28 protein-coding genes are annotated in these 25,809 nt (G+C 56.6%); 19 read left to right on the top strand and 9 right to left on the bottom strand.

Features of this window, described 5'->3' with window-relative positions; genetic code table 11:
* Positions 1 to 25: 25 nt before the first annotated feature.
* Together ACUVSA_RS03265 and ACUVSA_RS03260 are read left to right on the top strand one after the other, a co-directional pair.
* Entirely contained in the window at positions 26 to 772 is a 747-nt protein-coding gene (locus ACUVSA_RS03265) for a metallophosphoesterase family protein (RefSeq protein ID WP_445893773.1), read from the top strand.
* A 71-nt stretch (positions 773 to 843) separates the two neighbouring features.
* The gene (locus tag ACUVSA_RS03260; protein ID WP_445893772.1) at positions 844 to 1,404 is read left to right on the top strand and encodes a GNAT family N-acetyltransferase; all 561 of its coding nucleotides are present in this window, start codon (positions 844 to 846) and stop codon (positions 1,402 to 1,404) included.
* A 9-nt stretch (positions 1,405 to 1,413) separates the two neighbouring features.
* Here the strand turns inward: ACUVSA_RS03260 and ACUVSA_RS03255 are convergent, their stop codons facing one another.
* Both ACUVSA_RS03255 and ACUVSA_RS03250 read right to left on the bottom strand, forming a co-directional pair.
* Complete coding sequence (locus tag ACUVSA_RS03255; RefSeq protein ID WP_445893771.1) at positions 1,414 to 2,745, bottom strand: serine/threonine protein kinase; 1,332 nt, start codon at positions 2,743 to 2,745, stop codon at positions 1,414 to 1,416.
* Positions 2,746 to 2,895: 150 nt separating this feature from the next.
* Positions 2,896 to 4,092: an L-lactate MFS transporter gene (locus ACUVSA_RS03250; protein ID WP_445893785.1), complete on the bottom strand. Its 1,197-nt coding sequence runs from the start codon at positions 4,090 to 4,092 to the stop codon at positions 2,896 to 2,898.
* 185 nt (positions 4,093 to 4,277) lie between these two features.
* Between ACUVSA_RS03250 and ACUVSA_RS03245 the strand changes: the two genes are divergently transcribed.
* Positions 4,278 to 4,463, top strand: a complete 186-nt coding sequence (locus ACUVSA_RS03245) for a hypothetical protein (protein ID WP_445893770.1) — start codon at positions 4,278 to 4,280, stop codon at positions 4,461 to 4,463.
* Between the two features lie 254 nt (positions 4,464 to 4,717).
* On the opposite strand, the gene ACUVSA_RS03240 is transcribed toward ACUVSA_RS03245, so the two are convergent.
* Positions 4,718 to 5,119: a hypothetical protein gene (locus tag ACUVSA_RS03240; RefSeq protein ID WP_445891683.1), complete on the bottom strand. Its 402-nt coding sequence runs from the start codon at positions 5,117 to 5,119 to the stop codon at positions 4,718 to 4,720.
* A gap of 356 nt (positions 5,120 to 5,475) precedes the next feature.
* Here ACUVSA_RS03240 and ACUVSA_RS03235 point away from each other — a divergent pair, with 356 nt between their 5' ends.
* Complete coding sequence (locus tag ACUVSA_RS03235) at positions 5,476 to 5,739, top strand: hypothetical protein (RefSeq protein WP_445891684.1); 264 nt, start codon at positions 5,476 to 5,478, stop codon at positions 5,737 to 5,739.
* 7 nt (positions 5,740 to 5,746) lie between these two features.
* Entirely contained in the window at positions 5,747 to 6,607 is an 861-nt protein-coding gene (locus ACUVSA_RS03230) for a hypothetical protein (RefSeq protein WP_445893769.1), read from the top strand.
* Here ACUVSA_RS03230 and ACUVSA_RS03225 read toward each other — a convergent pair.
* The 6 genes from ACUVSA_RS03225 to ACUVSA_RS03200 all read right to left on the bottom strand — a co-directional run bounded on the left by ACUVSA_RS03225 (position 6,572) and on the right by ACUVSA_RS03200 (position 12,563).
* Positions 6,572 to 7,171 (bottom strand): gamma carbonic anhydrase family protein, encoded by a 600-nt coding sequence (locus ACUVSA_RS03225; protein ID WP_445893768.1) that lies wholly within the window; start codon positions 7,169 to 7,171, stop codon positions 6,572 to 6,574. The genes ACUVSA_RS03230 and ACUVSA_RS03225 overlap by 36 nt on opposite strands.
* Before the next feature lie 138 nt (positions 7,172 to 7,309).
* A complete protein-coding gene (thrC, locus tag ACUVSA_RS03220) occupies positions 7,310 to 8,809 on the bottom strand; it encodes a threonine synthase (RefSeq protein WP_445891687.1) in 1,500 nt (499 codons plus the stop codon).
* Between the two features lie 37 nt (positions 8,810 to 8,846).
* Positions 8,847 to 9,551, bottom strand: coding sequence for a DUF554 domain-containing protein (locus ACUVSA_RS03215; protein WP_445893767.1), 705 nt, complete (start codon positions 9,549 to 9,551; stop codon positions 8,847 to 8,849).
* A gap of 609 nt (positions 9,552 to 10,160) precedes the next feature.
* Positions 10,161 to 10,814: a hypothetical protein gene (locus tag ACUVSA_RS03210; protein ID WP_445893766.1), complete on the bottom strand. Its 654-nt coding sequence runs from the start codon at positions 10,812 to 10,814 to the stop codon at positions 10,161 to 10,163.
* 166 nt (positions 10,815 to 10,980) lie between these two features.
* Positions 10,981 to 12,264, bottom strand: a complete 1,284-nt coding sequence (locus tag ACUVSA_RS03205) for an L-lactate MFS transporter (protein WP_445893765.1) — start codon at positions 12,262 to 12,264, stop codon at positions 10,981 to 10,983.
* 143 nt (positions 12,265 to 12,407) lie between these two features.
* Positions 12,408 to 12,563: a hypothetical protein gene (locus ACUVSA_RS03200; protein ID WP_445893764.1), complete on the bottom strand. Its 156-nt coding sequence runs from the start codon at positions 12,561 to 12,563 to the stop codon at positions 12,408 to 12,410.
* 718 nt (positions 12,564 to 13,281) lie between these two features.
* Here ACUVSA_RS03200 and pxpB point away from each other — a divergent pair.
* The 14 genes from pxpB (at position 13,282) to ACUVSA_RS03130 (ending at position 25,789) form a co-directional block, all read left to right on the top strand.
* Positions 13,282 to 13,965: a 5-oxoprolinase subunit PxpB gene (gene pxpB, locus ACUVSA_RS03195; RefSeq protein WP_445893763.1), complete on the top strand. Its 684-nt coding sequence runs from the start codon at positions 13,282 to 13,284 to the stop codon at positions 13,963 to 13,965.
* Positions 13,946 to 14,896: a 5-oxoprolinase subunit C family protein gene (locus ACUVSA_RS03190; RefSeq protein ID WP_445893762.1), complete on the top strand. Its 951-nt coding sequence runs from the start codon at positions 13,946 to 13,948 to the stop codon at positions 14,894 to 14,896. The genes pxpB and ACUVSA_RS03190 overlap by 20 nt, the downstream gene beginning before the upstream one ends.
* A gap of 4 nt (positions 14,897 to 14,900) precedes the next feature.
* Positions 14,901 to 15,680: a LamB/YcsF family protein gene (locus ACUVSA_RS03185; protein WP_445891693.1), complete on the top strand. Its 780-nt coding sequence runs from the start codon at positions 14,901 to 14,903 to the stop codon at positions 15,678 to 15,680.
* Positions 15,681 to 15,949: 269 nt separating this feature from the next.
* Complete coding sequence (locus ACUVSA_RS03180) at positions 15,950 to 16,936, top strand: TRAP transporter substrate-binding protein (RefSeq protein WP_445893761.1); 987 nt, start codon at positions 15,950 to 15,952, stop codon at positions 16,934 to 16,936.
* 226 nt (positions 16,937 to 17,162) lie between these two features.
* Positions 17,163 to 17,699, top strand: coding sequence for a TRAP transporter small permease subunit (locus tag ACUVSA_RS03175; protein WP_445891695.1), 537 nt, complete (start codon positions 17,163 to 17,165; stop codon positions 17,697 to 17,699).
* 43 nt (positions 17,700 to 17,742) lie between these two features.
* Positions 17,743 to 19,077: a TRAP transporter large permease gene (locus ACUVSA_RS03170; protein ID WP_445891696.1), complete on the top strand. Its 1,335-nt coding sequence runs from the start codon at positions 17,743 to 17,745 to the stop codon at positions 19,075 to 19,077.
* A gap of 289 nt (positions 19,078 to 19,366) precedes the next feature.
* Positions 19,367 to 20,206 (top strand): fumarate hydratase, encoded by an 840-nt coding sequence (locus ACUVSA_RS03165; protein ID WP_445891697.1) that lies wholly within the window; start codon positions 19,367 to 19,369, stop codon positions 20,204 to 20,206.
* A gap of 69 nt (positions 20,207 to 20,275) precedes the next feature.
* Positions 20,276 to 20,836, top strand: coding sequence for a Fe-S-containing hydro-lyase (locus tag ACUVSA_RS03160; protein ID WP_445893784.1), 561 nt, complete (start codon positions 20,276 to 20,278; stop codon positions 20,834 to 20,836).
* 112 nt (positions 20,837 to 20,948) lie between these two features.
* The gene (sdhC, locus tag ACUVSA_RS03155; protein WP_445893760.1) at positions 20,949 to 21,335 is read left to right on the top strand and encodes a succinate dehydrogenase, cytochrome b556 subunit; all 387 of its coding nucleotides are present in this window, start codon (positions 20,949 to 20,951) and stop codon (positions 21,333 to 21,335) included.
* Between the two features lie 15 nt (positions 21,336 to 21,350).
* Positions 21,351 to 21,716: a succinate dehydrogenase, hydrophobic membrane anchor protein gene (gene sdhD / locus ACUVSA_RS03150; protein WP_445891699.1), complete on the top strand. Its 366-nt coding sequence runs from the start codon at positions 21,351 to 21,353 to the stop codon at positions 21,714 to 21,716.
* A gap of 31 nt (positions 21,717 to 21,747) precedes the next feature.
* The gene (gene sdhA / locus ACUVSA_RS03145; RefSeq protein WP_445891713.1) at positions 21,748 to 23,514 is read left to right on the top strand and encodes a succinate dehydrogenase flavoprotein subunit; all 1,767 of its coding nucleotides are present in this window, start codon (positions 21,748 to 21,750) and stop codon (positions 23,512 to 23,514) included.
* 57 nt (positions 23,515 to 23,571) lie between these two features.
* The gene (locus ACUVSA_RS03140; RefSeq protein ID WP_445891700.1) at positions 23,572 to 24,282 is read left to right on the top strand and encodes a succinate dehydrogenase iron-sulfur subunit; all 711 of its coding nucleotides are present in this window, start codon (positions 23,572 to 23,574) and stop codon (positions 24,280 to 24,282) included.
* A gap of 268 nt (positions 24,283 to 24,550) precedes the next feature.
* Positions 24,551 to 25,153 carry a helix-turn-helix domain-containing protein gene (locus ACUVSA_RS03135; RefSeq protein WP_445893759.1) on the top strand — a complete coding sequence of 201 codons (603 nt, stop codon included), beginning with the start codon at positions 24,551 to 24,553 and terminating at the stop codon, positions 25,151 to 25,153.
* Positions 25,154 to 25,174: 21 nt separating this feature from the next.
* Complete coding sequence (locus tag ACUVSA_RS03130) at positions 25,175 to 25,789, top strand: 2-oxoacid:acceptor oxidoreductase family protein (RefSeq protein WP_445893758.1); 615 nt, start codon at positions 25,175 to 25,177, stop codon at positions 25,787 to 25,789.
* Positions 25,790 to 25,809 lie beyond the last annotated feature (20 nt).

Genomic DNA, 25,809 nt, shown 5'->3' with positions numbered 1-25,809 from the left:
GTAAAAGGGTTCACGAGGCTTCTTTATGGCTCGAGTCGCCATTCTCTCGGACATTCACGGCAACCTGGAAGCTTTGAAAAGCGTGGTGCGTGCCGCGCAGGCTGAAGGGGTGGAAGGTTTCTGGGACCTTGGAGACGTGGTGGGCTACAATGCGGATCCCACAGCCTGTCTGGAAATGCTTAAGGAATGCGGCGCACGCGGCGTGCAAGGCAATCACGATCTGGCCGCCCTGGACCCTCAGATCGCCGAGTCCTTTAACGTCCTTGCCCATGAAGCGATTCATTACACCATTCAACAACTCGACACCGGCCATCTGGCCCAACTGCATGCTCTGCCGCTGTGCCGCACCCTAGAAGGGGCGCTCCTGTGCCACGGAACCCCGGAAACCCCCCACTCCTACATCCTGAACCTGTATCAGGCTCGGCGCATCTTTAACCTCATGCGGAAAAGATACCCAGACATTTCCGTGTGCTTTTTTGGCCATACGCACCAGCACAAAATCTGGATCCAAGATCCACGAGGCAAAGTCATGGCCGTGGATGTCCCCGGCAAATCCGTAAGGCTAAGCGCCGAGAACCTTTACCTCATCAACCCGGGTAGTGTGGGCCAACCTCGAGAGCGCGACAATCGAGCCCGGTTCCTGATCTTTGACACCGACCTTAAAACCGTCGATTTCCGCGCTGTGCCGTACGATGTGCAGCGGGCTCAGGAAAAGATTCTTCAAGCAGGGCTTCCCGAGTACTTGGCCCTGCGTCTGCAAGACGGTGTGTGAACAGAAGAAGGATCCGGCACGAAGGAACCGAGGAAGCGAGGGGAAAGACGATGTTTGGAAGGAAGCAGGTTTTGCTGAAAGATGGCACGCCGGTCAACGTGCGGTTGATGACTCGAGAGGACGGCAACGCCCTTTACCGGTTCTTTCACGATCTGACTGACGAAATGCTTCTTTACATTCGGCACAATGTCCGGGACCCTCACGTACTGCAACAGTGGGTCCGCGAACTGGATTACCGCCGGGTTTTGCCCTTGCTGGCATGGGTCGAAAACGAGATCGTCGCCGACGTGACCCTGCACCTTATCCCCCACGGCTGGAAACGGCACATCGGCGAAGTGCGCACTGTTGTTTCACCCAAGTACCAGAACAAAGGGCTCGCCACTTTAATGCTAAATGAACTCGTTGCCTTGGCCTCGGAAATCGGCCTGGAAAAGCTCTGGGCCGAAATCCCCCTGGATTCTCCGGGAGCCATCCGCGCTTTTCGTAACGCGGGATTCGGGTGCAAGGCGGTCATCGAAGGACTGGTCAAAGACATTCATCAGCGCAATGTGGATATTCTCATCATGATCTGCGACGTGACCGCCCATTACGACCCTCGATGGGGAACTCTCAAGCCCTTGGAAGCCCTATGAATCTGCCCGTCACGGCAAAATGTGCCCGCGTCCAAATTCTGGAAAAGCCTCCAACAAAACCCTTTGCAGAAGGCCGGCGTTGTGGTAGCGCTTTTTCCAGTCCTTTTCCAAGCACCGCAAAATGATGCGTTCCAGGTTCTCAGGAATGTCGGGAACCAGTTCTCGAAGGGGCTGGGGCGGCGATTCCAGTATGAGGTCCATGAGTTCCTTTTCGTTTTCGGAATAAAAGGGCAAAAATTCGGTGGCCAAGGCGTAGAGGATCACGCCGAGAGCCCAGACATCGCTGGCCAGACGGCTGCGCCCCATGATCTGTTCAGGAGCCATGTAAGGGCGGGATCCGATGACGGTGCTGCTGATGCTTCGACGCGTCACATCCTTGGCCGTGCCAAAATCCAAAAGCTTCAAGACCCCTTCCGGGGTGATCAAAATGTTTTCCGGTTTGATATCGCGATGCATGATGTGGTGGCGATGCGCATAAGCCACCACGTCCAATAGTTGCAGGTAGTATTTTTCCTTGCCCAAGGAATCCAGCCCCTCGTCAAGGAGTTCCTGCAAAGATTTTCCCGAAACAAATTCCTGAATCAAAACCACCTTGCCGCCGGATTTGAATACATCCAACAGTTTCACGGCGTTGGGATGCTCTTTGAGGCGTCCAAGGATGGCCGCTTCCACCAGGAACTTGCGATTGAGCTTTTCTTCATGCGGAATCTTGGCCACAGCCAAGTGTTGGCCATCTTTTTCACGCAGCAACCAGACTTCTCCAAAACTGCCGAAACCCAGCCTCCTGATCTTTTCCCAACGATCGAGAAAGCGAGCCGTATCCACCGAGCCCTTTTGCTGCAACTCTTCCGCGGTAAGCCCTCGTCCCCAGAGACGATCCCACGCGGCGCGCAAGCGGCTCACAAAACGGTGCCACACACCTTCGCGCCCCGGGTTCGTGGTGCGCATGGTTTCCCGAATACGATGCCCCCATTCCAGCAACACCTGCAGGCGAATGGGCAAGGCGCTCTCGTCCACGGGCAGAATCCAGTAATCATCGGCACCTGCACGAAGAATGTCCCGCACTCTCTGCCCGCGGCCCTGGGGCACCAGGGCCATGATGGGCACAGATCGGCCCACCACATTACGCAGTTTTTGCACCGCCACCTCCGGCCGACTGTCGCGTCCGCCCACGCGCACAATTACCAAGCGGACGTCAGGGCTGCTTCGCACGGCCTGCTCATCCACCGCGTCGAGACCCTGAACGAACAGTGCCGGGTCCGCTTGTCCGATCATGTCCTTGAGCAGCCCGAGCTCATCTTCTCGGCAGCCCGCAATCAGCACCGTGCCCGATCGCAACATGGTGGCTCATCCCTTTTCGGCTCGACGCAAAGCTTCACGGCCTGAGAGAACGCTCACGCCTGGGCAGGCGCTCACACGAAAGGAGCAGGCTTCGCAGCCTGCTCCTTGATCATCGATCGGCCATGAGCGGCTCCAGGACGCTCACCCTCCCTATTCCGCGGCGCATCTCGGCCGCTTGGTCACAAGAGCCAGAATGATGCCGGCGATGAGCAAAACCCCGGCAATGTAAAAAGCGTAATCGTAGGACTGGTATCTGTCGTAAATGCGGCCGGCCAATTTGGGCATGAAGGCGCCCAGCCCCCACCCGATGAACACCAAACCGTAATTGAACCCCAGGTTCTTGGGACCGTAAAAGTCCGCCGTAAAGGACGGAAACAGAGACAGTCCGCCGCCATAGCACCAGAACCCCACCGCGCAAGCCAGAAACAGTAGCGGAATGTTTTTGATCCCAAACAGGTACGGCAGCAGGAACATGATGACGGCCGCCGCAATGTAGTTCACAATCAGACCGTTCGTGCGCCCGATTTTGTCGGAAATAATGCCCGTCCCGATACGGCCCACGGAGTTGAAGATGGCGCCCCAGGACACCAAGAGATACACGGCTTTCATGATTCCCGCGATCATTTTGTTCACGTGACCGATGAGCAACAGACCCGCTTGCGTGTTGATGCAGAACATGATGACCAAAGCGTAGAACTGCCAGGTCTTGAGCATTTCTCCGGCGGTCCAATCCGCCCGCGTTTGCGTCGAGGCTTTGGCGGCCACGACGGCGGCGGAGGGCTGCGGCGGTACACAACCGGGTTCTGGCCACGCCAGGAATTGAGCCGCAATTAAGATGATCACCAAATAGGCCGCTCCCAAAACGTAAAAGGAAGCGCTCATGCTGTAGGAGGTGATTAACCAGTTAGCCAGAGGTGCCACATAAAAGGCGGCCAGCCCATATCCACTGACCACCAGACCTGCTATGAGACCCCGCCTGTGCGGGCCAAACCACTTGAGCGCCGCCGGGGTCGGGGCCGCATACCCCACACCCATGCCGATGCCACCGCCAATACCGAATCCCAAAAGGATTCCCGTGTAGCTCTTCATCAAGCCCGCCACAAGAAGCCCTAAACCAATAGCCAAACCGCCAATGGAGGCGGCGATGGTCGGGCCGTAGCGGTCCTGAATGCGCCCTCCGGGAATCATGAGCAAAGCAAAAATCAGAATACACAGGGATGCCGGGTTGGAGGCTTGTTCCGCCGTCAAAGGTATCCAACCCTGGGCTTCCATGAGATTCTTGTCAGTCAAGTATTTCACCCAAACACTCCAGGCATACAGACAGCCGAGACATAAATTGACGACGATTCAGGCCACCACCACCTGCCAAGCCTTGCCTGGAACCTTGTCCACGGTTGCTTGTGCCGCTGTCATTGGGAATCCCCCTTGTCGTCTTGCAACACCGTTGTTCCTTGCGGCCTTCAAAGGGCGCTGGCGCCATTTGAAGACACACCGTCCAGTCACGCCCTCCTCTCCTGCCAAGGAAGAGGCGAATGACCCAAAATCCGTACGAGAAAAAAGGAGAAGAAAACTCAAGAATTCAGCGATACGCGGTGGAAACGAGAGGATACTTTTTGCAGCTGAATGCCGCCGCTGAGAAGATTCCTGCGGGAAAACCATCCAATGGGGAACAGATCGACTGCACGACGTGGCCAACGACTTTCAATGCCTCAGGATAGGTGAAGGCGCATTCATGGCACACGCGCATGAGTTCAAAAAATTTGAAAACTCCCTTGCCCCCCCTTTCTAAAAATTTCTGCTGGCACCTCCTTTTTGACACCCACAGAATACCCTGCCACACATTCAATGTCTTTTTATCCATACCCTAGGGTGCGCGGTCAGGAAAAAAGTCTTTATTTTTCACTTGTTAAGAAATGCACAAAGCGCCTTAAGGCCTTTTGTGCGCAAATCTTTCATGTCGCGACGGTTCACCTCACCATTCCAGGTGCATGTGGTGAATGTCCGGTTTCAGAAAGAAGCGACTTTCTTCCACCTTCTTTTTGAGAAATCCTGTGGTGAAGATCACTTTTTCAACGGCTTCGAAAGAGCTTAGGCTTTTCACGGCATAGAGCGTCACCACATCGTCGAAGCAGATGGCGCAGGCAATGGTCGGAGGGGTTCCGTCCACGACGATCAAATCCACGGGCCGGTCAGCGCGAGGGGGCTGGTAATCGGCGACGACCAGCGAGCCTTCTGAGGCCAATTTGGCGTAGAGGGCGCACTGCAGGGTGCGACGAAGAGCCTTTTGCGACTGAAAAGGTTTGGGCACGGCACGCCAGGACCGTTCCAAGAAATCTTTCCAGTTTTCCAGGTCCACAGTGATTTTCTTTTCCATAGCTTTTATCCTCTCCGACAGGGACGACCGCCGTGGCTTTTTCTTACTACGTCCATGCCCCATGAGGCAATGCACGAGTCGCTCTTCGGTGCTTCTCCAGAGACGGCCTCCAACCCCATTTCCTGACTATGCCCAAACAGACCGTCGGCAGCCAGAACGAACACCTTTTTTGCGCTGGCTCCAAGCCTGTCTTCTGCCAACGAAGCCACCGAAGCTCATCGGCCGCCCCTTTTCCTGCGGCCGTGATGTCGCCTCTGTAGCGAAAAGGCTTTATTGACGCTCTCATGGATGGCTGTTAGTTTGGCGCCGAATGGGCTATCCCTTTATGCGTCGGCGAACCACGCAAAGGACATACGATGATGCAAATGGACCGTTCGGTGTTTGATCTCGGGCTCAGCGTGCATGCCGTGTCCTTGTACATTTTGATTTGCGCCTTGGCGGATGAAGGCCAGGATCCCTCTCTGGAAACGGTGCGCCGCCAATGGACCGCCTCTGAGGACGCCTTGTGGACGGCGGCCAAAGAGTTGGAAAGCCGAAAAGTCCTTCGCATTGAGTTGGAGAGCGAATCCTCGGGCCGCTTTTGGGTGCAACCGTCCCGCCAATGGGTTCGAAGCGAGTGACAGGTCGATGCTATCGGCACCTCGTTTTCCCATCCATCTGTGCCAACCGGATTTGAAGAAATCCTGTGCCGCGTGCTGCGGCATCTACAACTTCAAGAACAATGCACGCCGAGCCGTCAGCCGCAGGCTTCATCGCAACGGGACCCTTTTACCCGGCGAAGACCGAGAGGTGCTTCTGGGAGCCTTGGCCTTGCACAGTCAAAGGTGGCGAGGCCGGGACAACGGGTCTGCCAAGAGGTTTGAAACCGTCTTCAACTGTGAGTTCGTGGGCTTTCTGGATGAGGCGCATCGGCGGGTAGGCTGTCTTCTTCATCCCTTGCGCCATGACGGCAAAGACCTGCGGCATTGTTCCTTTTACGGCAAGGAACTCTGTGAAGGCCATTTCTGCCCAAGCTATTATTATTTGACCGTAAACGAACAGTTGTTCGTGGTGGAAACCCTGAATGATTGGTATCTTTATGGCCTTGTCATCACGGACATCGATCTGGTCAAAGGCGTGTACCAGGCCGTCTCAGACAGACTGGGCGAGGCCGTACAGCCCGAGTTGTTGGCACATCCGTCCGTGCAAAGGGCTCTGCGACGCATCTGGCAATGGAAGCTTCGGTGGCCCTATCGCAAGCCGGGATGCGACGGATTCGGAAAATACCTCTTCGTGGGGGATCACTACGAAGAATTGCACATCCCCTACGAACGCTGGGCCGTGCGCCCTTCCCCTTTTCACCGCATTCTGCTGGCTCTCGGCTCTGTTTTTCAGTCCGTCAAAGAACTGAGAGACGCTGAACGGATCATCGCCGTAGATCTGGACCACGCGGTGCAGGCCATTTGGAAAGTATTATCCCAGAAATCCTCGAATCGGCCGCTCTCCTAACGCCCTATCGTCCGTCATGTACCGCCGAGCCAGTTCGACGTAGTGCTCGGCCGTTTCCCGAATTCTTTCCTTTTCCTCTTCGGTGAGCGTCTTTTTGATCTTGGCGGGAATGCCCATGACCACGCTTCCCGGCGGCACTTCAGTCCCCGGGCTCACCACGGCGCCCGCCGCCACTAGGGATCCTTTGCCGATCCGTGCACCATCCAAGACGATGGCTCCCATGCCGATGAGGCACTCATCCTCCACAACACAGCCGTGCACCACGGCCTGATGCCCTACGGTCACACGATTTCCTATAAATAACGGAAACTTTTTTCCGGTCACGTGCAAGGTGACGTTATCTTGAATGTTGGTATCACAGCCGATGCGAATGAAATGCACATCGCCGCGCACCACCGTGTTGAACCAAATGCTTGTGCGGTCTCCGAGATGCACGTCCCCGATCACCCACGCTCCGGGTGCGATGAAAACGTGTTGTCCCAACGTTGGCACGATCCCCTTGTAGGCCACAAGGCCCGGCCTCAACCTCACGGCCCCGTGACCTTCGGCAACGTTGTCGGACATTCGCCCGCATCCACCGTTTCCATCGTGCGATGGATAAGTCGTTTCCTTCATCGCGGTGTCGCTCCGATGAAAAGTTTCGAGAAAACCTCTTCCTTGCGTTCCCCAAAGCGGGGACGATGCACTGCTGATGAGCTCGCCTCAGGGCCGCAACCCTAGGACTGAAGCCACGGCATCGCCGGTCGCCGTCACAAAGGCCCGGAAGGATTCCGAATCCATGGCGGTTCCCGGCACCGGGCACGGCACGCCCTCGGGTGGGCGCACCAGCACCGGTCGATTCCGAAGCGCTTCTTTGGGCACCACGCCGAATTCGGGCTCAAAGCGATCTTCGAAGTACTTTTCTTGAAAAACAGCAAATTTAAGTGCGTGCGCCGTGGCATCCAGCACCCCCACCTTGCCGTCCGGTACCAGCCCATCGGAAACGGCGCGGCGGAACCCTGCCAGACATTCGCCGCCCTGAGTGCAGGCAATGTGCCCGTTTCGGTTGGCCAGAAGCATGGCGTCCATGATTTCCTGTTCCGTCACCTGGACCACTTGGACAGCCTTTTCCCCACCCATGGATCGGTATTGCTCCACCAACTGCACCACTCGAGGCATGCTCACCGGGTTGCCGATCATGGCCGCCTGAGCCACACTGGGCTGGACCGTCACCGCCCGAAAAACCCTCTTGTGAGGATTGGGTTCCAAGTAGTACCGATAAACCGGATCGGCATGGTGCGATTGCACGCCCAAAATCCACGGAAGCTGGGTGATGATACCCAGGTCGTACAATTTAAGGAAACCCGCCATGACCGCCGTGATGTTGCCGGCATTGCCGATGGGAACGGTCACCACCAGATCGGACACATTGTAGTCGAACACCTGCGCGATTTCATAGCTGTACGATTCCTGGCCCAAAATGCGCCAGGCGTTTTTGGAATTCATGAGCGCCACCGGGTAGTGCTCCGCTAGGTATTCCACAATTTTCATGCAGTCATCAAAGACGCCCGGAATTTCGATCACTCGAGCGCCACTGCCCAGGGGCTGGCTCAATTGCTGGGGTGTCACTCTGCCCTGGGGCAGCAGCACTGCAGAAGTGACCCCTTGCACGAGGTATGAGGCGTAGAGGGCTGCAGCGGCGGAAGTGTCCCCTGTGGAAGCGCACACAGCCAAGACGTTGGTCAGTCCTTGGCTTGTGATGAGGTGGTTCAGGTAACTAAAGGCGCTGGCCATGCCTCGGTCTTTAAAGGATGCGCTGGGATTTTGGCCGTCGTTTTTAAAAAAGAAAGGCCGCCCCGCCCAGTCCTTAAGGCGTCCGTTGGCCTGCACCACAGGCGTATGCCCTTCGCCCAGAAAGATCACGGCATCGAGAGGTAAAATGGACCCGAGTAGCTCATGAAAACGGTAGATGCCCTTGAGGGCCGGCTCCTGAATCACGGCCCGATAGTCAAAGATTCGGCGCCACTGCGGGCCGGGTGTTTGTTTGAGGCGCTCCCAGTCGCGGTCTTCAATCATCAGCACGCTGCGGCAATCGGGGCAGGTGTAGAGCAGCTTCCCCACGTCAAAGGTCCCCTGGCACGAGAGGCAGCGGTAAACATATGTGCCGGAAACCTTGGGCACGATCCGGTCGCGAACACTCTCGGGAAAATCCAAAATTTTCATGCATTCTCCTTGTTCCTGCGAGCCCCTTTTCTTTGCCCTAAAGCGGCCACCACGACTGAACCCACGGTACCAGAAAAACAATGGCCGGAACCACAGCCAAAGCCGGAAGATAGTTGGCCACTCGAACATCTTTGATGCTCAGAAGCTTCAAGCCGATGGCCATGATGAGCAACCCACCGGTGGCGGACATCTCGGCGACCATCTCCGGAGACAACAGCCGATCCAAAACCAAGGCCATGAGCGTGACCGAGCCTTGAAAAACCAAGACACTCAAGGCCGACAAGCTGACCCCCCAGCCCAGGGTGGCCGAAAAGGCCACGGCGGCAAATCCGTCCAAGGTGGACTTGACGGCCAAGAGCCTGAAATCGCCGCTCAGGCCGTCTTGAATGGAGCCAAGAATGGCCATGGGGCCGACGCAAAAAACGAGACTCGCCGTCACAAACCCTTCACTCACGGATGAGCTGCACCCGGATCGGAAGAGATTTTGAGCAAAGCCTCCGAGTTTTTCCAATCCGTCTTGCAGGTGAAGCCCTTCCCCCAAAAGACCACCCAGCAGAATACCTCCCAGAACAATCAGGATGTTGCGGGTTTGAAGGGCCATCTGCAGTCCCACAACCAGAGTGACCAACCCAAGGCCGTTCATGACGGTCTGCTGGGCTTTTTGCGGAAGGCGCGCGCCCAGCACGCTCCCCACCATGGCGCCGACAACAACCGTGCTCACATTCAATGCCGTCCCCACCATGCAACCGCTCCATGTCCCCTACAAGGCATTCCACGGGGGAAATAGCGCAACGAACCTGCCCGCCTCCTCCTAAAGAGGTCAGTGCCTCACCCGCCGGTTCTCACAAAAGCATGACCACCCATCCACAACCTGCAGAAAATGGTGATCCCGCCGCAGTTCCCTTAGGCGGGAAAAGGCCCTCGGCCTTAACTCAAAGGGAATCGACCGTCCCCAAAGCTCAATTCCACGCAAACGCCTCGGCGGCACCCACGGCGCTGGACCATAACGGCATCGTTTTCGTGACGCAAGAGCCAAGTGCTCTTCCGCCCTCCGCGCGGGTGTGGCAACAAAGCAGCACCCCCTGGACGGTCAAAGTGGTACAGACCGCGACAACATGCTGCCTTGGACCATCAAGGGCACGCCTTTTCTGTTCCACCCGTCCATTCTTGCTTCGCCGAGGGCTGCAGTAGCGCCACGGGCGCGGCTTTCCCTTCCGGTGGGACGGCTTCAGGCCGTCCGAAAATCGCCGCAGCCCAGACCATGTGCCTTCAAGAGCCACTGGCTGAGAAAGTCCGTCAAGACCCGGGCTTTCTTCACACGAGGCTTTGTGCGCTCGTCTCGGCCATGGGCTTAAGTGGTCAGTAGGGTAAACAGATCGCGCACGAAAGGCGCCAAGATGTGCCCGACGATTTCCCCCCGCAACAATCGGTCTAAAAGGAGGAGCGACAAAAGAAGGTAGGGGCCAAGCTGCCCGTAGGATTGTTCCAGGCGGGAGCCCTTGGGAATGAGTATGGCGGAAATCAGGGTCCCGGTGGCCATGGGCAGTAGAGGCACGAGGTGGTATACCGTCACGGTTAAGTTAACCGCCACAACCATGAGAAAAACCCGGGGGTCCAAGGACAGACTCTTAAGAAGCCAAACCAGACTGCCGGCGATGTTAGCCATGAGAAAATTGGCAAAGGGGCCGGCTGCCCGCGTGATCACAAGACAAAGGTCAGGATGCTTAAATTTGGTCGTGTCCACGGCAACGGCTTTGGGCCAGCCCATGCCTGTGGCCAAAAAAGACAACGTGCCTAAAAGATCCAGATGCAGAAAGGCGTTGAAATGCAAACGATCTCTGGCCCCCGGCCGCTTGTCCCCAAGAAGGGTCGCCACAAACGCCTGCCCTTCGGCGTTGACCAACACGGAAACCAAGACAGCCACACAGAAGGAGACGACATCATCGAGGGCCATATGCGCAGGGTGCAGCACAAAGGGAATGGGAAAAAGTGGGCGCGCTTCCATGAAACTTTTGCACCTCCTGTCCATCTCTCAAACAGGAAGGCAGGAAGCCCGCTTCCTGCCTTCCTTAAGGCCATGGGGCGCCGCCCAAGGCTCATCCCAAAAACGTGATGTCAACCGAACGATTCTTAAACACCCCCTCGGGGGCCTAAAGACCATGTCGGCTCGACTATTGTCTCTCGCCGACCGCCATAGGTCGCTTCGTGAGCCGGCACACAATCACGGCAATGATCAAGACGAGACCGGAAAGATAGAACGCCCAGTTCAAACTTCCCGTAACGTCTTTGATGGTCCCGCCGAGGCGCGCCATAAAGAACCCGAGACCCCAGCCGAGGAACACCAAGCCGTAGTTGAAGCCCAAGTTCTTGGGCCCGAAGAAGTCCGCCGTAAAGGAAGGCATCAGGGCCAGACCGCCGCCGTACTGCCAATACGCAATACCCACGGCAAGAAACAGGAAGAACAAGATCTTTGAAGTAATAATCGCAGGGAGCGCAAACAGGCACACAGCGGACACCAAGCAATTGAGGGTGTAGGCGTTGGCGCGCCCGATCTTATCCGAATACAACCCTGTGCCCACACGGCCCAAAGCGTTCACAAGGCCGCCATAGGAGGCCAAAATCCAGGCGTTGGCTGCAAAGAACGGATTCCCTTTCGCCGCTTCAGCGAGGATTTTTGCCGCATTGGCAATAATGAGAAGACCCGACTGGGTGGTGCCGATGAACAGGAACACCAACGCGTAGAATTGCCACGTCTTCACCATGTCGCCAGCGACCCAGTCCACTGTGGTGATACTGGGAGTAGGACCGGCTTTGACGGGAGGCGCCGGAGGCACATAACCTGGCGGGGGCCACGACAAAAGCTGACCCGCAATGATGGTCACGGCCGCAAACAGAATGCCCAAGAAATAGAAGCTGTAGGAGAGACCCCCGGATTTGATCAGGTAAGCCGCCAAAGGCGACACGTACAAGGCCGCGCCACCATAGCCGCCCACCACGAGGCCGGCCACCAGACCCCGTTTATGCGGCCCGAACCATTTGAGGGCCGCCGGAGTGGGCGCGGCATACCCAATGCCCATGCCAATACCCCCCAAAATGCCGAACCCAATGATCAGGCCCGTGTAACTTTTCATGAGCCCGGAGAGAATACACCCAGCCGCAAGGAATAAACCACCTGTTGTGGCACCCACTTTGGGTCCGAACTTATCTTGAATGCGTCCGCCGGGAATCATCAAAAGCGCAAAGATAATCACGCAAAGCGAAAAAGGTACGGACGCCTGGGCGTTGTTCAGATAGGTCCACCCCTCATTGAGGCCGGTCATGGGTTGTCCGACCATCTTTTCGTTAATGAGTTCCTTTGCCCAAACGCTCCATGCGTAAAGAATACCCAAGCACAAATTGATGGCGGTTCCCGCAAAGGTGACCACCCACGCTCTTCCTGGAACTTTGTCCGCCATTTTGGTCCCTCCTTCCCTTCCTCTTAAGGGGTTCACCTCGGAGACCTTTTCGGCCTTCTTTTGGAACCTTTCCCTAACGCCCTGGTGGTTGAGGAACTCGGCCCCTGACGAAAATCTCTCGTGGGATTAAGAGAACCTTGGGGTCATGAGGAAACGATAAGGGAAACGACACCGGAGGGTGTGCGCGCCTGTTCTGTGGGATAAGGGTCGAAAGACGTTCCCGCAAGGAATTCCACACTGTGGGCTTCGCCGTGGCCGCATTCTCGAGTGCGTGGAAAATCTTGAACGATGCACGTCAAATGTCACAGAACGGAGTAAAATGGTTTTGAAAAGAGCCAATAAACGTCTTCCTGAGCTAAGCCCTCCTGTGCGAGAACCGCTCAGGGCTCAACCGAGCCACCCTTATCACCCCCTTTCTCCAATAACAATACCTTTCCCCCTGCTCACAACCTTAGAACAACGCTCATGTCATGACGCCGAACAACCTGGACGCAATGGATGACCGCGGGAGAAGGACACAGATCATTACACCGTGTGAAGAAGGAATGCGTGCGGAGCGGGGGATTCTTCAATCGAAGTTTATTTCAAAAACCCGTGGGCAAGTCAAGCTGAAAAATAACAGGCTGTGCCATCGAAGGTCTGACCGAGGACGGCTTCTGCCGGTATTTTCCAACACTTCTGGGCGCTTCTCTGGGTTTTGCCCGTTGGCCGCCTAGTACTCTCAGTGAGTAAAAAGGTCACATCTGACCAGAATTGGCATTTCCGCACGGGCTCCTGAATGACCGCCCAAGGACAAGACACTCAATTTCGGTTCGATCCAGTTTCACAGAGTGGATTTTGGAACACCCTGCCGAAGTTCCACCGATTTTTCTTCTGGCCAGCCGATCGAACTTATGTCAGATAAACCCCTTGATCGGTTGTGCGAAAGCCCCGGCGAAGAAAAACAGCAGGGACGGCACATGCCGACCCACGGCAAAGATGCCTGCGGGAATCTTACACGTGTTCAAGGGGAACCCTGTGAGCCCATTTCCTCGATTTCGCCATAGTGGAGAGACGGCCCTTTCGGTGGAGCTCGGCGAAGGCATCGATGCGCAGGTCAACCGGCGCGTCCATGCTTTGCACCGAGCCTTGAAACAGAGGCCCTTGGGCGGCATTGTTTCCATGAATCCTACCTACCGGTCCCTTTTCGTGCACTACGATCCGGCTCTGTGCTCCTTTGAACGTCTGATGCTGACGGTTCAGGAGCTTCTGGAGCAACTTCAAGATACCGGCGAAGATGACGCATCCTGCGTGGAGATTCCCGTGTGTTATGGGGAGGAATTTGGACCGGATCTGGCCAACGTGGCCGCTTTTCACGGATTGGCGGAGGAAGAGGTGGTGCGACGCCACACGGCGCCCACCTATCACGTGTACATGATCGGATTCACACCGGGTTTCCCTTACTTAGGCGGCCTGGACGCCCGCTTGGCCACACCCCGGAAAAAGACCCCTCGACCCAAAGTACCTGCAGGCAGCGTGGGGATTGCCGAACAGCAGACGGGAATCTATCCCATCGAGAGCCCCGGTGGGTGGCAGATCATCGGCCGAACGCCGCTGAAACTTTTCGATGTCCATCGCGAACCGCCTTTCTTGGTGGAAGCCGGAATGAAGGTGCGGTTTCGCGCCATTTCACGGGAACACTATGAAAATCTTGTACGTTGAAGACCCCGGCCTTCTCACCACAGTCCAGGACACAGGGCGCTACGGCTACCAAGACAAAGGGGTTCCCGTGTCCGGAGCTATGGACAGCGCCGCCTTGACACTCGGCAATGTGCTCGTGGGCAATACCCCTGGTGCAGCGGCTCTGGAAATTTCCGTAGGAGGTTTTCGAGCGCGGTTTCTGGCTGCGACCACCTTTGCTGTGACCGGCTTTAACCCTCAGGCCTTTCTCAACGGCCAATCCGTGCCTTCCTGGACGGCCTGCGGGGCGGAGCCCGGGGATGTGTTGGAGGTGAAAGCCGGTGGTTCGGGCATCTGGCATTATCTATGCCTGGCCGGAGGCCTTGACGTGCCTGTGGTGCTGGGAAGCCGGTCCACCTATCTGCGGGGACGCTTTGGAGGGTTGGACGGTCGAGCCTTGCGCCGAGGAGATGTCTTGGCAGCGGGCCCACGGCGGCGGAATCCCCTGGATTTCCTTCCCGAGGCTTTGCGGCCTTCTTATACCGATTTCCCCACCATTCACGTGATCCTCGGCCCGCAGGACGACGCCTTTCTTCCGGAATCCATCCACACCTTTCTGTCGGCACACTACCAAGTGACCCCACGCAGCGATCGCATGGGCATGATGTTGGATGGTCCACGACTCCAGCACCGCCGCGCGGCGGATATCATCTCGGAAGGGCTGGCTCTGGGAGCCATTCAAGTCCCGGGGGAAGGGTTACCCTTTGTCCTCTTGGCGGATCGGCCCACCACGGGGGGCTACGCCAAAGTCGCCACCGTGTTTTCCCTGGACCTGCCGCTTCTGGTGCAAACCGCACCGGGCCGATGCCTCCAATTTCAAAGCCTCAGTCTTTTGGAAGCTCGGGAACTTTACCTCAAACACGTTTTTGCGTTTCGGCATTTCTGGGGGCTCCACGAACAAGGAAGGACATGAATTCATGAGGATCGACATCAACTGCGACATGGGAGAGAGTTTCGGTTCCTACACCCTGGGTGATGATGCGGCGGTCATCCGTTCCATCACCTCGGCGAACATCGCGTGCGGTTATCATGCCGGAGACCCTCTGGTCATGGGGGCCACCATTCGGCTGGCCCTGGACCATGGGGTCGCCGTAGGAGCGCATCCCGGCTTTCCAGACCTTATGGGTTTTGGGCGTCGTGCTCTGGAAACCTTTCCCGGAGAAGTCAAACATTACCTGCTCTACCAGTTGGGAGCCCTTTTCGGGTTGGCTCGATCTCACGGCGCCACGTTGCAGCACGTCAAGCTTCACGGCGCCCTTTACAACATGGGGGCCGTCAACGAGCGGCTGGCTCGGGAAGTCTGCGAGGCAGTTCTGGCCTTTGATGCTCGATTGATCTTGGTCACCCAGCCTGAAAGCGTCCTGGCACGGCTGGCCGCGCAGGAGGGCATCGCGGTGGCTCGGGAATTTTTTCCGGACCGCGCTTACACGGATTCCGGCGCCTTGGCGCCCCGTTCCATGCCCGGCGCCGTCCTGCACGATCCGCAGGAAGTGCGCGAACGGGTGCTGCGCTTGGTTCAAGAAAAAAAAGTCCAAACCATCACAGGCCAGGATATCCCCATGGAAGCGGATACGCTATGCGTTCACGGGGATACGCCCGGAGCCTGGCAGTTGGCGGCGGCCATTCGACAAGCGCTGGAAAGTTCCGGCATTCAGGTGGTTCCTATGCATCGGTTTGTGGGCTCAAAGCCTCGATAGAAAGGCAGCGAACTCTGGGCGCTTGTTCTCGTGTTCGTTCCAGATGGTTTTCCTTCAGTTCCGGAGAAGAGCCTCAAGGCGCGCTCAGGCATCGCGGCCTGCGGCACTTCCAAAAATCCCTTCGCGGAAAAGCTTGGAGGCTTTTCGACAGGGAGAAAAGCTTTTTATTGCCCTTGTGGTGAAGAATGTGCGAAATACGAGGTCCGCGTCTAGGTATCAAAGGGCCGATGCATTTCACCCGAAAAACGCCAGACAAGGAGGAAAGACGAATGGTTCAAAAAGTGTGGATTCCCTTTTTCGTTCTGAGTCTTCTTGTGTGCGGCTTGGCATCAGCCGCCGATGTTGTGAAGATGAACTTGAACGCCATTTATCCGGCCACCAATTTTCATTCCCAAGGGGCTGAGGAATTCGCTAAGCGAGTCAAGGAATACACTGGAGGGACCGTGGAGATCGCGGTGCATCCGGGAGGCGCCCTAGGGTTCAAGGGCCCGGAACTGCTCAAGACGGTCAAGGACGGCACGGTGCCCATGTCGGATATTCTCATGGGGGTGGTCCAAGGGAGTGAAAAAGTCTTTGGTATTAGTTCCCTGCCCCGCATGGTCACCTCATACGAGGAAGCCTATAAGCTCTATGAGAGCTGCAAGGATCTCTACGACAAAGCGGCAGCCAAGTGGAATCAAAAGATCCTCTACGTTTCGCCGTGGCCGCCCAGCGGTCTTTTCACCAACAAGGAAATCCAGACGGCCCTCGACATCAAGAATCTGAAGACGAGAACCTACGACAAGAACGGTGCCGACTTCTTGGCCAACTTGGGCGGCAGCCCTGTATCCTTACCCTGGGGTGAGGTCTACGCGGCTTTACGTACAGGCATGATCGATTCCGTGCTCACGTCCGCCGTTTCGGGACGGGACGCCAAGCTCTGGGAGGTTCTGAAATACTTCAATAAAATCGACTACGCTTACCCACTCAATATGGTCGCCATCAATCTGGACTACTGGAAGGCGCTTAAGGCCGACCAAAAAGCGGCCATGGAAAAGGCTGCCAAAGAGGTTCAGGACCTGCAGTGGAAAAAGTCCGCCGTCGACAACAACGAGTCTTTAAAAACCCTGGCAGAAAACGGCATGGTCATCAGTGACACGAACGCCGCTTTGGGTGCCGAATTGGATCGAGCCGCTGACACCATCATCAAAGAGTTTCTGGCCGATGCCGGAGCCGATGTGGCCGCCGTGGTGGAAGGCTTTCGCAAAAAGAAATAGCAGCCCCGTACGGCCAAGGCGTGAGGCACGCGGTGCAAGGGATGCCGGTTGACGGGCAAAGCCGTACGGCGCCCTATACAGAGCGTCCGATAAGACCTGCGGGGTTCTCCGTTGTGGGGGTGTTGCACGGCGCGAGACGGTTTCGGGGCTTGCGCCGCTCCCACATGGACCATTTTGAAACGACCTCAAAGGGCGGTGTTACAGCCGCTCCTGAGGGTTGCGATGGGTGCTAGAAACTTTTTTCAATAAGACGACGCTTATGGAAAAGATTCTTCGATCGGCTAATAAGGTCTCCGAATGGGCCGCCCTTATTTCATCGGCGGCCATGTTGCTGATTGTCCTTCTCATCCTTCTGGAAGTGTTTGTGAGGTCAATTTATGACACCTCCACCATGATCACCGATGAATACAGCGCCTATTTCTACGTGGTCCTGGTCTTTTTCGGGCTGGGCTACACCCTGGCCACCGACGGGCACATTCGCGTAAAAATCCTGTTGTCCCGCCTCAATGAACGTGGCCAAGCCCTAGTGGATCTGTGCGCTACCACCTTGGCTTTGGGTTTGACGGGATTTGCCCTGAAGTTTTCCCTTTCACTGGTGTGGGAAGCTTACGAGCTGCGCATGGTTTCCGAGACACCGGCGCAAACCCCCATGTGGATTCCCCAGGCGGCCATCCCCCTAGGCCTGGTGCTCTTCATGGGACAACTTCTGGCTCACGGCTGCTCGGCCTACGCGCGCTGGAAAGCGTCGCGACCTCGTCCGTGATGTTTCATGTTGCGCTTGAAAGAATCTCAGGAGAACCGCGCCCATGATCGCAGAGCCTCTTGCGCTTTCCATGACCGTTTTTGCCATCATGTTTCTGTTTTTGTTTTCCGGTCTGTGGATTGGATTTTCCTTAATGGCCGCCGCCATCGCAGGCATGCTTCTCGCTGATTTGAACCTTCCGCCCGGTTTTTCCGTCTGGACCAAGATTGGAAACCTTCTCGTCAATTCCATGTGGAACAGCGTCGACTCCTGGTCTTTGACGGCCCTGCCTCTTTTCGTGTTCATGGGGGAACTGCTTCACCGAACCGCCGTCTCGGACAAGTTGTTCAACGGCCTGGTGCCCTGGTTGAATCGTGTTCCCGGAAAGCTTTTGCATATCAACGTCTTTGCCTGCACTTTGTTTGCCGCCGTATCGGGATCCAGTGCCGCCACAACGGCCACCGTCGGCAAAATCACGCTGGACGAACTTTCCAAGCGCGGCTACAGCGAATCCATGGCTTTGGGATCTTTGGCCGGTGCCGGGACTCTGGGTTTCATGATTCCACCGAGCCTGATCATGATCATTTACGGCATTTTGTCCGACACGTCCATCGGCCAACTTTTCATCGGAGGCATTCTGCCCGGTTTGCTGCTGGCTGGCGGCTACTCCCTCTATATCGCTGTGCGGGCCATTCTGACGCCGAACATCGTCCCGCCTCATGAAGAATCCTTTACGTGGACCCAGCGCCTTCAATCCCTGCGGGATTTGGCACCGGTATTTTGCCTCATCGCCATCGTTTTGGGTGGCATATATTTGGGCTACACCACACCAACGGAAGCGGCCGCCATAGGGGTTCTGGGCGCTTTTGTCTTGGGCGTGCTTTTCCGCACCATGCGTTGGACGGTTTTCAAGGACGCCCTGCTGAGTGCGGTGCGCACATCCACTATGATCACCTTCATTATTGTCGGCGCCGCTTTCCTGAGTCAGGTGGTCGGCTTTTTGGGCATCACCACGGCGGTCAGCCGCTTTATTGCAGAGCTTCATCTTTCTCCGTCCGTGCTGATCTTTATTCTGGGTCTGATGTACCTCTTTCTCGGCATGCTTCTGGACGGCATTTCCATGGTGGTCATGACCCTACCCATTGTTCTGCCCATGATCCTCAATGCGGGTTTTTCGCCCCTGTGGTTCGGCATCTTTTTGGTTTTCATGGTGGAAATTTCTCAAATCACTCCTCCCGTGGGATTCAGCATCTTCGTACTGCAGTCCATGAGCCGCAAAGACGTGGGGTTCATTCTCAAGGCCACTTTTCCCTTTTTCGTGATCATGATTATCACAGTCATTCTGGTCACGGTGTTCCCTCAGATCGCGCTGTTTCTTCCCCAAAAAATGATCGGATGAACGTCATGCACTCCAAAGCGGAGAAACGATTGACACCCTAACCGCTTTGGATTACAAGCCCAAGGGACGATCAAGGATCTCCCGCGAGAGTTCCCATCGGTGACGGTCATGGCGGCGCATGTCAAGCGGAGTGTGTTGTGCTGGGAGACCTTCTTCCATAAAAAAGCCGTGCCGGCAACAGCGTGCAAAAGGCGAGAAAGAACGCCCCGCTTCAGAATCTTCCTGCCGACTGGAATCCCTTGTCTGGACCTCCAATTGAAGGCATACCGCGTATTTCAAAGGAGCACCCATGCGTTCTATTCACGTGGATGATATCGTTCGAACCGTAAGGGATTTGGCCATACGCGCCAATACTGAGCTCGGTGAAGATGTGGTGAACGCCTTTGAGGCGGCCTTGGAAAGGGAGGAATCTCCCACAGGCAAAGATATCCTTCGACGCCTGTTGGAAAACGCCCAGATCGCTCGCGAGGAAAAAATTCCCATGTGTCAGGACACGGGGTTTGCCGTGGTCTTTGTGGACATGGGCCAGGACGTGCACATTGTGGGGGGCGCTCTGCGTGAAGCCATTGAAGAAGGCGTACGACAGGGGTATCGGAATGGGTATTTGAGAAAGAGCATCTGCCATCCTTTCACGCGGCAGAACACAGGAGACAACACCCCGGCCATCGTCCACATCGATTTTCAGCCGGGCGATCACTTTCACCTCACCCTGGCCCCCAAGGGAGGCGGCAGTGAAAACATGAGCCGCGTGACCATGCTCACACCCAGCGCGGGTTTGCAAGGGGTTAAGGATTTCGTCGTACAGCGGGTCAAGGAATCGGGGCCTAATCCGTGCCCGCCGACCATTGTGGGTGTGGGCATCGGGGGGACCTTTGAACAGGCGGCGCTTTTGGCCAAAAAGGCCTTGTTGCGTCCTTTGGGCAGCCTCAATCCTGACCCGGAACTGCAGGATCTGGAAAAGGACTGGCTGGAGGCGGTCAACCGCCTCGGCATCGGTCCTCAAGGGCTGGGAGGGCGCATCACGTCCCTTGCCGTGCACATACGTATGATGCCGTGCCACATTGCCAGTCTTCCCGTGGCGGTGAATATTCAGTGCCACGCTGCACGTCACAAGGAAGCCTCTCTATAGGCCGGCCTTGCGCTCTCGTGATCTGGAACCCGCGCGCTGAAACCCAGCGCACCAAGGAGATCTTTCATGATGCCCGATGCCATCCTTCTGCAAACGCCCCTGAGGGAAAGCGACGTGACGGCCCTCAAAATCGGGGACCGTGTGCTCCTCAACGGCGTGGTGCACACCGCTCGAGACGCCGCCCATAAACGTCTTGTGGAGCTCTTGGATCGTGGTGAACCCTTACCGTTTCCCCTGGAAGGCCAGGTCATCTACTACGTAGGACCGTCCCCGGCGCCACCCGGACGACCGGTCGGCGCTGCGGGGCCCACCACCAGCTACCGCATGGACGCTTATGCCCCTGCGCTCATGCGTCACGGTCTGCGAGGCATGATCGGCAAAGGGGCTCGCAACGATGCCGTCAAGGAAGCCATGCGCCGGTACAAGGCCGTCTACTTTGCCGCCATCGGCGGTGCCGGAGCCCTCATGGCTCGAAGCATTGTGTCCGCGGAAGTGATCGCTTATCCGGAATTAGGCCCAGAGGCGGTTCGGCGATTGGAAGTGCGCAATTTTCCTGTAATCGTTGCCAACGATGTGCACGGCGGTGACCTTTACGAAGAAGGGATACGGCGCTATGCTCAAAAGACCTGATGGCCTCCATTGGTGAGCTTCCCGCCCCTTGGCCTTCGGAATAACGCGACGAATGTTCCAAGCCTTGAGGGCGAGGAGGGCAATTCTTCCGTTCAGACGAGGAGGTTTTTTCATGAAAAAGGTCGTCTTTCAACCCAAGGTCCGCTACAAGATGCATTCGGGCTACCTGGCCTGGATCCTGCACCGAGCCACGGGCATCCTTTTGAGCCTTTACCTGTTTCTGCACATCTGGGTGATCCATCACCTGGCTCAAGGGGAGGAAGCCTTTAACGAGGTGATGGTCGTCGTGCAGTCGCCGCTCTTTCACCTGCTTGAAATCGGCCTACTGGCGACGGTGGTCTATCATGGGTTGAACGGTTTGCGTGTGGTTTTCATTGACTACGGCAACCTGGCCCATCGACAGATCATGCGCAAGGCGGTCTATGCCGTTTTGGCGGTGTCCGCCGTGTTGGTCGCCGCCGGAGCCGTTCCCATGCTTCGGCTGGCCTTGGGCCTGTAAGCAAAGGAGGGCAGCATGTTAGGAAAGTCTTTCGGATCCGGTCGGTCCGGAGCCTTTGATTGGTTCTTTCAGCGCGTATCCGGAGTGGCTCTGCTCATCACCTTGTTCCTCCACTTCTGGGTCTTGCATTACGCCACCCAAGGCCCTGTCACATACCAAAAGGTCATGGCGCGCATGGTATCTCCAGCATGGAAGGCCCTGGACATCGCCTTTTTGGTTTTCGCCGTCTATCACGCCATGAACGGGTTCAAAATGATCATCGACGATTACGTGCACGCGCCGGGTATTCGAGCGGTGCTCGTGGGGGCTTTGTGGGTTGTGGCCATCGGATTTTTCGGGCTGGGCATCCTCACCATCGTCACTCTCAAAGTGCAAGCCTAGCGACAAAGGAGCGAACATCATCATGAAAGATATTCCCGTCACAGTCCATAAGCACGATGCATTGATCGTGGGCGCCGGGGGTGCGGGGCTTCGAGCGGCCCTGGAGGCTTCCAAGTCCGTCAACACGGCGGTGATCAGTCAGGTGTTTCCCACGCGATCCCACACGGTGGCAGCCCAAGGAGGCGTAGCGGCTTCCTTGAGCAATGTGGAACCTGACGATTGGGTTTGGCACATGTTTGACACCATCAAGGGAAGCGATTACCTGGGCGACCAAGACGCCATTGAACTTATGTGCCGCATGGCTCCGGAAGTGGTCATCGAACTAGAACACATGGGTATGCCCTTCAGCCGGCTGCAGGACGGCAAGATCTTTCAGCGCCGTTTCGGCGGCCATACCAAATACTTCGGCAAGGAAGCCATTTGCCGCACCTGCGCGGCGGCGGACCGCACCGGCCATGCCATGCTGCACACGCTTTATGAACAGTGTGTGAAAAACCAGGTCATTTTTTACAATGAATTCTTTGCCCTGGAACTGCTCATGAACGAAGGCCACGTGGTGGGCGTCTTGGCCTGGGATATCGCCAACGGCGGCTTTCATATCTTTCATGCCAAGGCCACGTTGTTCGCCACGGGAGGTTACATTCGCGTCTACAAGACCAACTCCAACGCCCACATCAACACGGGGGACGGTCTTTCTTTGACGCTGCGGGCGGGCTTGCCCGTGGAAGATCTGGAATTTGTCCAATTTCATCCCACGGGCATTTACGGCGTCGGCAACCTCATCACCGAAGGCGTGCGCGGCGAAGGCGGCTATCTGCTCAACAAAGATGGCGAACGTTTCATGAAGCGCTACGCCCCCACGGTGTGGGATCTGGCCTCCCGGGATGTGGTGTCCCGAGCCATGGCGGAAGAGATGCGCCAAGGGCGTGGATGTGGCCCTAAAGGCGACTATATTTTGCTCAAATTGGATCACATCGGCGCGGAACTCATCCACGAACGGCTCCCTGGCATCTGGGAACTGGCCTACGTCTTCGCGCACGTGGACTGCACCAAGGAACCCATTCCCGTCACACCCACGGCACACTATTCCATGGGGGGCATTCCCACCAATCGTTTTGCGGAAGTGGTCATCGGCAACATGGAAAAACTTGAAGAACCCGTGAAGGGCTTTTATGCCGCCGGAGAGGCGGCCTGCGCCTCGGTGCACGGCGCCAATCGACTGGGATCCAACTCCCTTCTGGACATTATGGTCTTTGGCAAGGTGGGGGGACAGCGCATGGCGGCCTTTGCCCAGTCGCTTCCCGAACATGTGCCTCTTCCGGAAAATGCCGGCCACAAAGGCATCGAAGAGGTCATAAACCTTCTCAACGGCAACGGTTCGGAGCGCATGGGCCCCATCTGGAATGAACTGAAGGAGACCATGGATTTCAACTGCGGCGTTTTTCGCACCGAGGAAACCTTGTCCGCCCAGAAAGGGATTCTCAAGAAGCTGTGCGAACGTTTCAAGAAGGTGGGCATCGCCGACAAGGGCTTGACCTTTAACCTGGACCTTATTGAAACACTGGAACTGGGACATATGCTGGATTTTTCCAAGGCCATCGTGGAAGGGGCTCTGGCCCGTCAAGAAAGTCGGGGCGCACATTACCGCGACGACTTTCCCAAGCGCGATGATGCCCACTGGCTCAAACACACTTTGGCCACCATGGACGAAGACGGTAACATCACCCTGGACTATAAGCCCGTGCGCATGAAACCCCTAACCGTACCAACCTTTGAACCTAAGGAGCGCGTCTATTAAGTTGGGGTTCCGGCCTCCAGCCATGGAAAAGATTTTCTCTCAGAAGAGGTGCATGGAATGGCGAAGACAGTGACCTTCTCAATCTTTCGATATGACCCGGAAAAAGACCGCCGACCTTATTATAAGGATTACCGCGTCGAGCTGCGCCGCCCCGGTATGATGGTTTTGGACGGCCTCAACCAAATCCGCTGGGAGCAAGACGGCACCCTGGCTTATCGCCGGTCCTGCCGGGAAGGCGTGTGCGGTTCCGACGGGCTGAATATTAACGGAGTCAATATGTTGGCCTGCATCACGCACATCGAAGCGCTGAAAGAACCCATCGTGGTGCAGCCCCTGCCGTCTATGCCTGTGATCAAGGATTTGGTGGTGGATTTCACCGACTTTTACGCCAAATACTACCTCGTGAAACCCTACCTGATCACCAAAACGCCGCCCCCATCGGACCGAGAAAGACTCCAAAGCCCCGAAGATCGCAAGAAACTGGACGGGCTCTATGAATGTATTCTCTGTGCCTGCTGCAGCACTTCCTGCCCCAGTTTCTGGGCGGATCCTCAGTACCTGGGACCTGCGGCGCTGCTGAAAGCCTGGCGCTTTATCGCCGACTCGCGGGACGAGGGGGCCGACGAGCGCCTGGAAATCATCAACGACCGGGACGGCGCCTGGCGCTGCCACACCATCTTGAATTGCGTAGAGGCGTGTCCCAAGCAATTGAACCCGACTGAGGCCATCGCGCAGTTGAAAAAAGCCATTATTCACCGCAAGTTTTAGCGGGGCTTTTCAAAGGCGGAAGGGCTTGGCGAATTTGAAAACCACGCCATGCCCTTTCCGCTGGTCCTTTCCGTTTTTCCTTTCCGTCCGACGGCGTCCCTTCATGGCCGCTTTCCATGGTGCGTGCATCGCTAGCTGGCGTTGATGATCTACGCTCTCTCAGTTACATTCCATTCTAAAGGCTCTCCCAGGGCCAGGAGCCAAAGGACAGTGAGCTTCGCAAGGCTGCGGACCGTTACGCAACGCTATGGAAGAAGGAGGCTGGATCATGCCAACCCACGAGGATGAAAGTCATGAACTGAAGGATCTCAAGCTGGGACGCAAGCTGAGGGAACTCCGAGACAAATTCCGTCTGACCCTTCAAGACCTCTCAGCACGCACAGGCCTTGACGCTCAGATGCTTGCCAACATCGAGAGCGGCGCCCTCGTTCCCCCTGTGGCTACCCTGCTTAAGCTGGCCAAAACCTTTCAGGTTGGCCTGGCCTATTTCTTTGAAGACCAGCCCGAAGGTGTCAAAATTTCCCTCACACGCAAAGAAGACCGCAAGCGATTGGCAAAACGGCCGCATCACATGGCTGGGGAAGTGACTTACATTTATGAGTCGCTTGAGAATAGGAGGCCGGACAAGCACATGGAGCCGTTCCTAGTGGAATTTCCGGCCATGCCCACAGAGGACATGGTGTTTGTAAGCCATGAGGGCGAGGAGTTTGTTTACCTCATGGAAGGGCGCCTGGAATTTCGCACGCCGGATCGCGTGGAGATTCTGGAACCCGGGGACAGCATCTATTTTGATTCCGATGTCAGTCACAGCTTTCGGTGCGTGGGCGAAGGCACGGCCAGAGCCGTGGTGGTGGTGTGGAGCCGCCCTTAGGCGCGAAAAAGGATGGCGACAATGGTCGAAGTGCGATTTCATGGTCGTGGCGGTCAGGGGACGGTGGTGGCTTCCATCCTTATGGCCAGGGCTTTTTTTCAGGCCGGCTACTTTGTGCAGAGCTTTCCTCTGTTCGGTGTCGAGAGGCGGGGTGCGCCCGTCGAAGCTTACCTGCGCTTGGATAAGACCAAAATTTTGATTCGAACCAACGTCTACACGCCGGATCACGTGGTGGTGATGGATCCATCCTTGATCACGGCTGTGGATATCACGCGAGGGTTGAAGCCGGGGGGATGGATTCTGATCAATGGGACAAAAGGGATGGATATGCCGCCTTCTTTTGCGTCCTTTCGCATCGCCACAGTGGATGCCACGCGCATTGCTTTGAAGCATTCCCTGGGCACGCGCACGCATCCCATTGTGAATACGGCCATGATAGGGGCCTTCGCGCGGGTTCTCGGAGAACCGCCTCTGGAAGCGGTGATCCATGCCATAGAAGAAGAAATTCCCGTGAAGCCCGAAAACAACATCGCCGCAGCCCGTGAAGCCTATGATGCCGTGATTTTTGGCGAGTTCAAACCGGATCGTACGGCTCATGGTGCGCCTCTGGCCATCTGTCCACCCACCGCTTCATGACGGCGGCACGAGGAGAGGTC

The sequence above is a fragment of the Desulfosoma sp. genome (assembly GCF_052743555.1).
Note: the sequence above shows the minus strand (reverse complement) of the source record. Positions and strands in the feature narration are given on the sequence as shown.

Bases quoted from the DNA above. Each gene is read 5' to 3' on its own strand.
- ACUVSA_RS03185 (WP_445891693.1), top strand. From the start codon at position 14,901: ATGAGGATCGACATCAACTGCGACATGGGAGAGAGTTTCGGTTCCTAC.
- ACUVSA_RS03160 (WP_445893784.1), top strand. From the start codon at position 20,276: ATGCCCGATGCCATCCTTCTGCAAACGCCCCTGAGGGAAAGCGACGTG.
- ACUVSA_RS03130 (WP_445893758.1), top strand. From the start codon at position 25,175: ATGGTCGAAGTGCGATTTCATGGTCGTGGCGGTCAGGGGACGGTGGTG.
- ACUVSA_RS03205 (WP_445893765.1), bottom strand. From the start codon at position 12,264: ATGGCGGACAAAGTTCCAGGAAGAGCGTGGGTGGTCACCTTTGCGGGA.
- ACUVSA_RS03255 (WP_445893771.1), bottom strand. From the start codon at position 2,745: ATGTTGCGATCGGGCACGGTGCTGATTGCGGGCTGCCGAGAAGATGAG.
- thrC (WP_445891687.1), bottom strand. From the start codon at position 8,809: ATGAAAATTTTGGATTTTCCCGAGAGTGTTCGCGACCGGATCGTGCCC.
- ACUVSA_RS03165 (WP_445891697.1), top strand. From the start codon at position 19,367: ATGCGTTCTATTCACGTGGATGATATCGTTCGAACCGTAAGGGATTTG.
- ACUVSA_RS03190 (WP_445893762.1), top strand. From the start codon at position 13,946: ATGAAAATCTTGTACGTTGAAGACCCCGGCCTTCTCACCACAGTCCAG.
- ACUVSA_RS03215 (WP_445893767.1), bottom strand. From the start codon at position 9,551: ATGGTGGGGACGGCATTGAATGTGAGCACGGTTGTTGTCGGCGCCATG.
- ACUVSA_RS03180 (WP_445893761.1), top strand. From the start codon at position 15,950: ATGGTTCAAAAAGTGTGGATTCCCTTTTTCGTTCTGAGTCTTCTTGTG.
- ACUVSA_RS03245 (WP_445893770.1), top strand. From the start codon at position 4,278: ATGACCCAAAATCCGTACGAGAAAAAAGGAGAAGAAAACTCAAGAATT.
- ACUVSA_RS03210 (WP_445893766.1), bottom strand. From the start codon at position 10,814: ATGGAAGCGCGCCCACTTTTTCCCATTCCCTTTGTGCTGCACCCTGCG.
- ACUVSA_RS03240 (WP_445891683.1), bottom strand. From the start codon at position 5,119: ATGGAAAAGAAAATCACTGTGGACCTGGAAAACTGGAAAGATTTCTTG.
- ACUVSA_RS03230 (WP_445893769.1), top strand. From the start codon at position 5,747: ATGCTATCGGCACCTCGTTTTCCCATCCATCTGTGCCAACCGGATTTG.
- ACUVSA_RS03170 (WP_445891696.1), top strand. From the start codon at position 17,743: ATGATCGCAGAGCCTCTTGCGCTTTCCATGACCGTTTTTGCCATCATG.
- ACUVSA_RS03235 (WP_445891684.1), top strand. From the start codon at position 5,476: ATGATGCAAATGGACCGTTCGGTGTTTGATCTCGGGCTCAGCGTGCAT.
- ACUVSA_RS03135 (WP_445893759.1), top strand. From the start codon at position 24,551: ATGCCAACCCACGAGGATGAAAGTCATGAACTGAAGGATCTCAAGCTG.
- sdhD (WP_445891699.1), top strand. From the start codon at position 21,351: ATGTTAGGAAAGTCTTTCGGATCCGGTCGGTCCGGAGCCTTTGATTGG.
- sdhC (WP_445893760.1), top strand. From the start codon at position 20,949: ATGAAAAAGGTCGTCTTTCAACCCAAGGTCCGCTACAAGATGCATTCG.
- ACUVSA_RS03140 (WP_445891700.1), top strand. From the start codon at position 23,572: ATGGCGAAGACAGTGACCTTCTCAATCTTTCGATATGACCCGGAAAAA.
- ACUVSA_RS03225 (WP_445893768.1), bottom strand. From the start codon at position 7,171: ATGTCCGACAACGTTGCCGAAGGTCACGGGGCCGTGAGGTTGAGGCCG.
- ACUVSA_RS03265 (WP_445893773.1), top strand. From the start codon at position 26: ATGGCTCGAGTCGCCATTCTCTCGGACATTCACGGCAACCTGGAAGCT.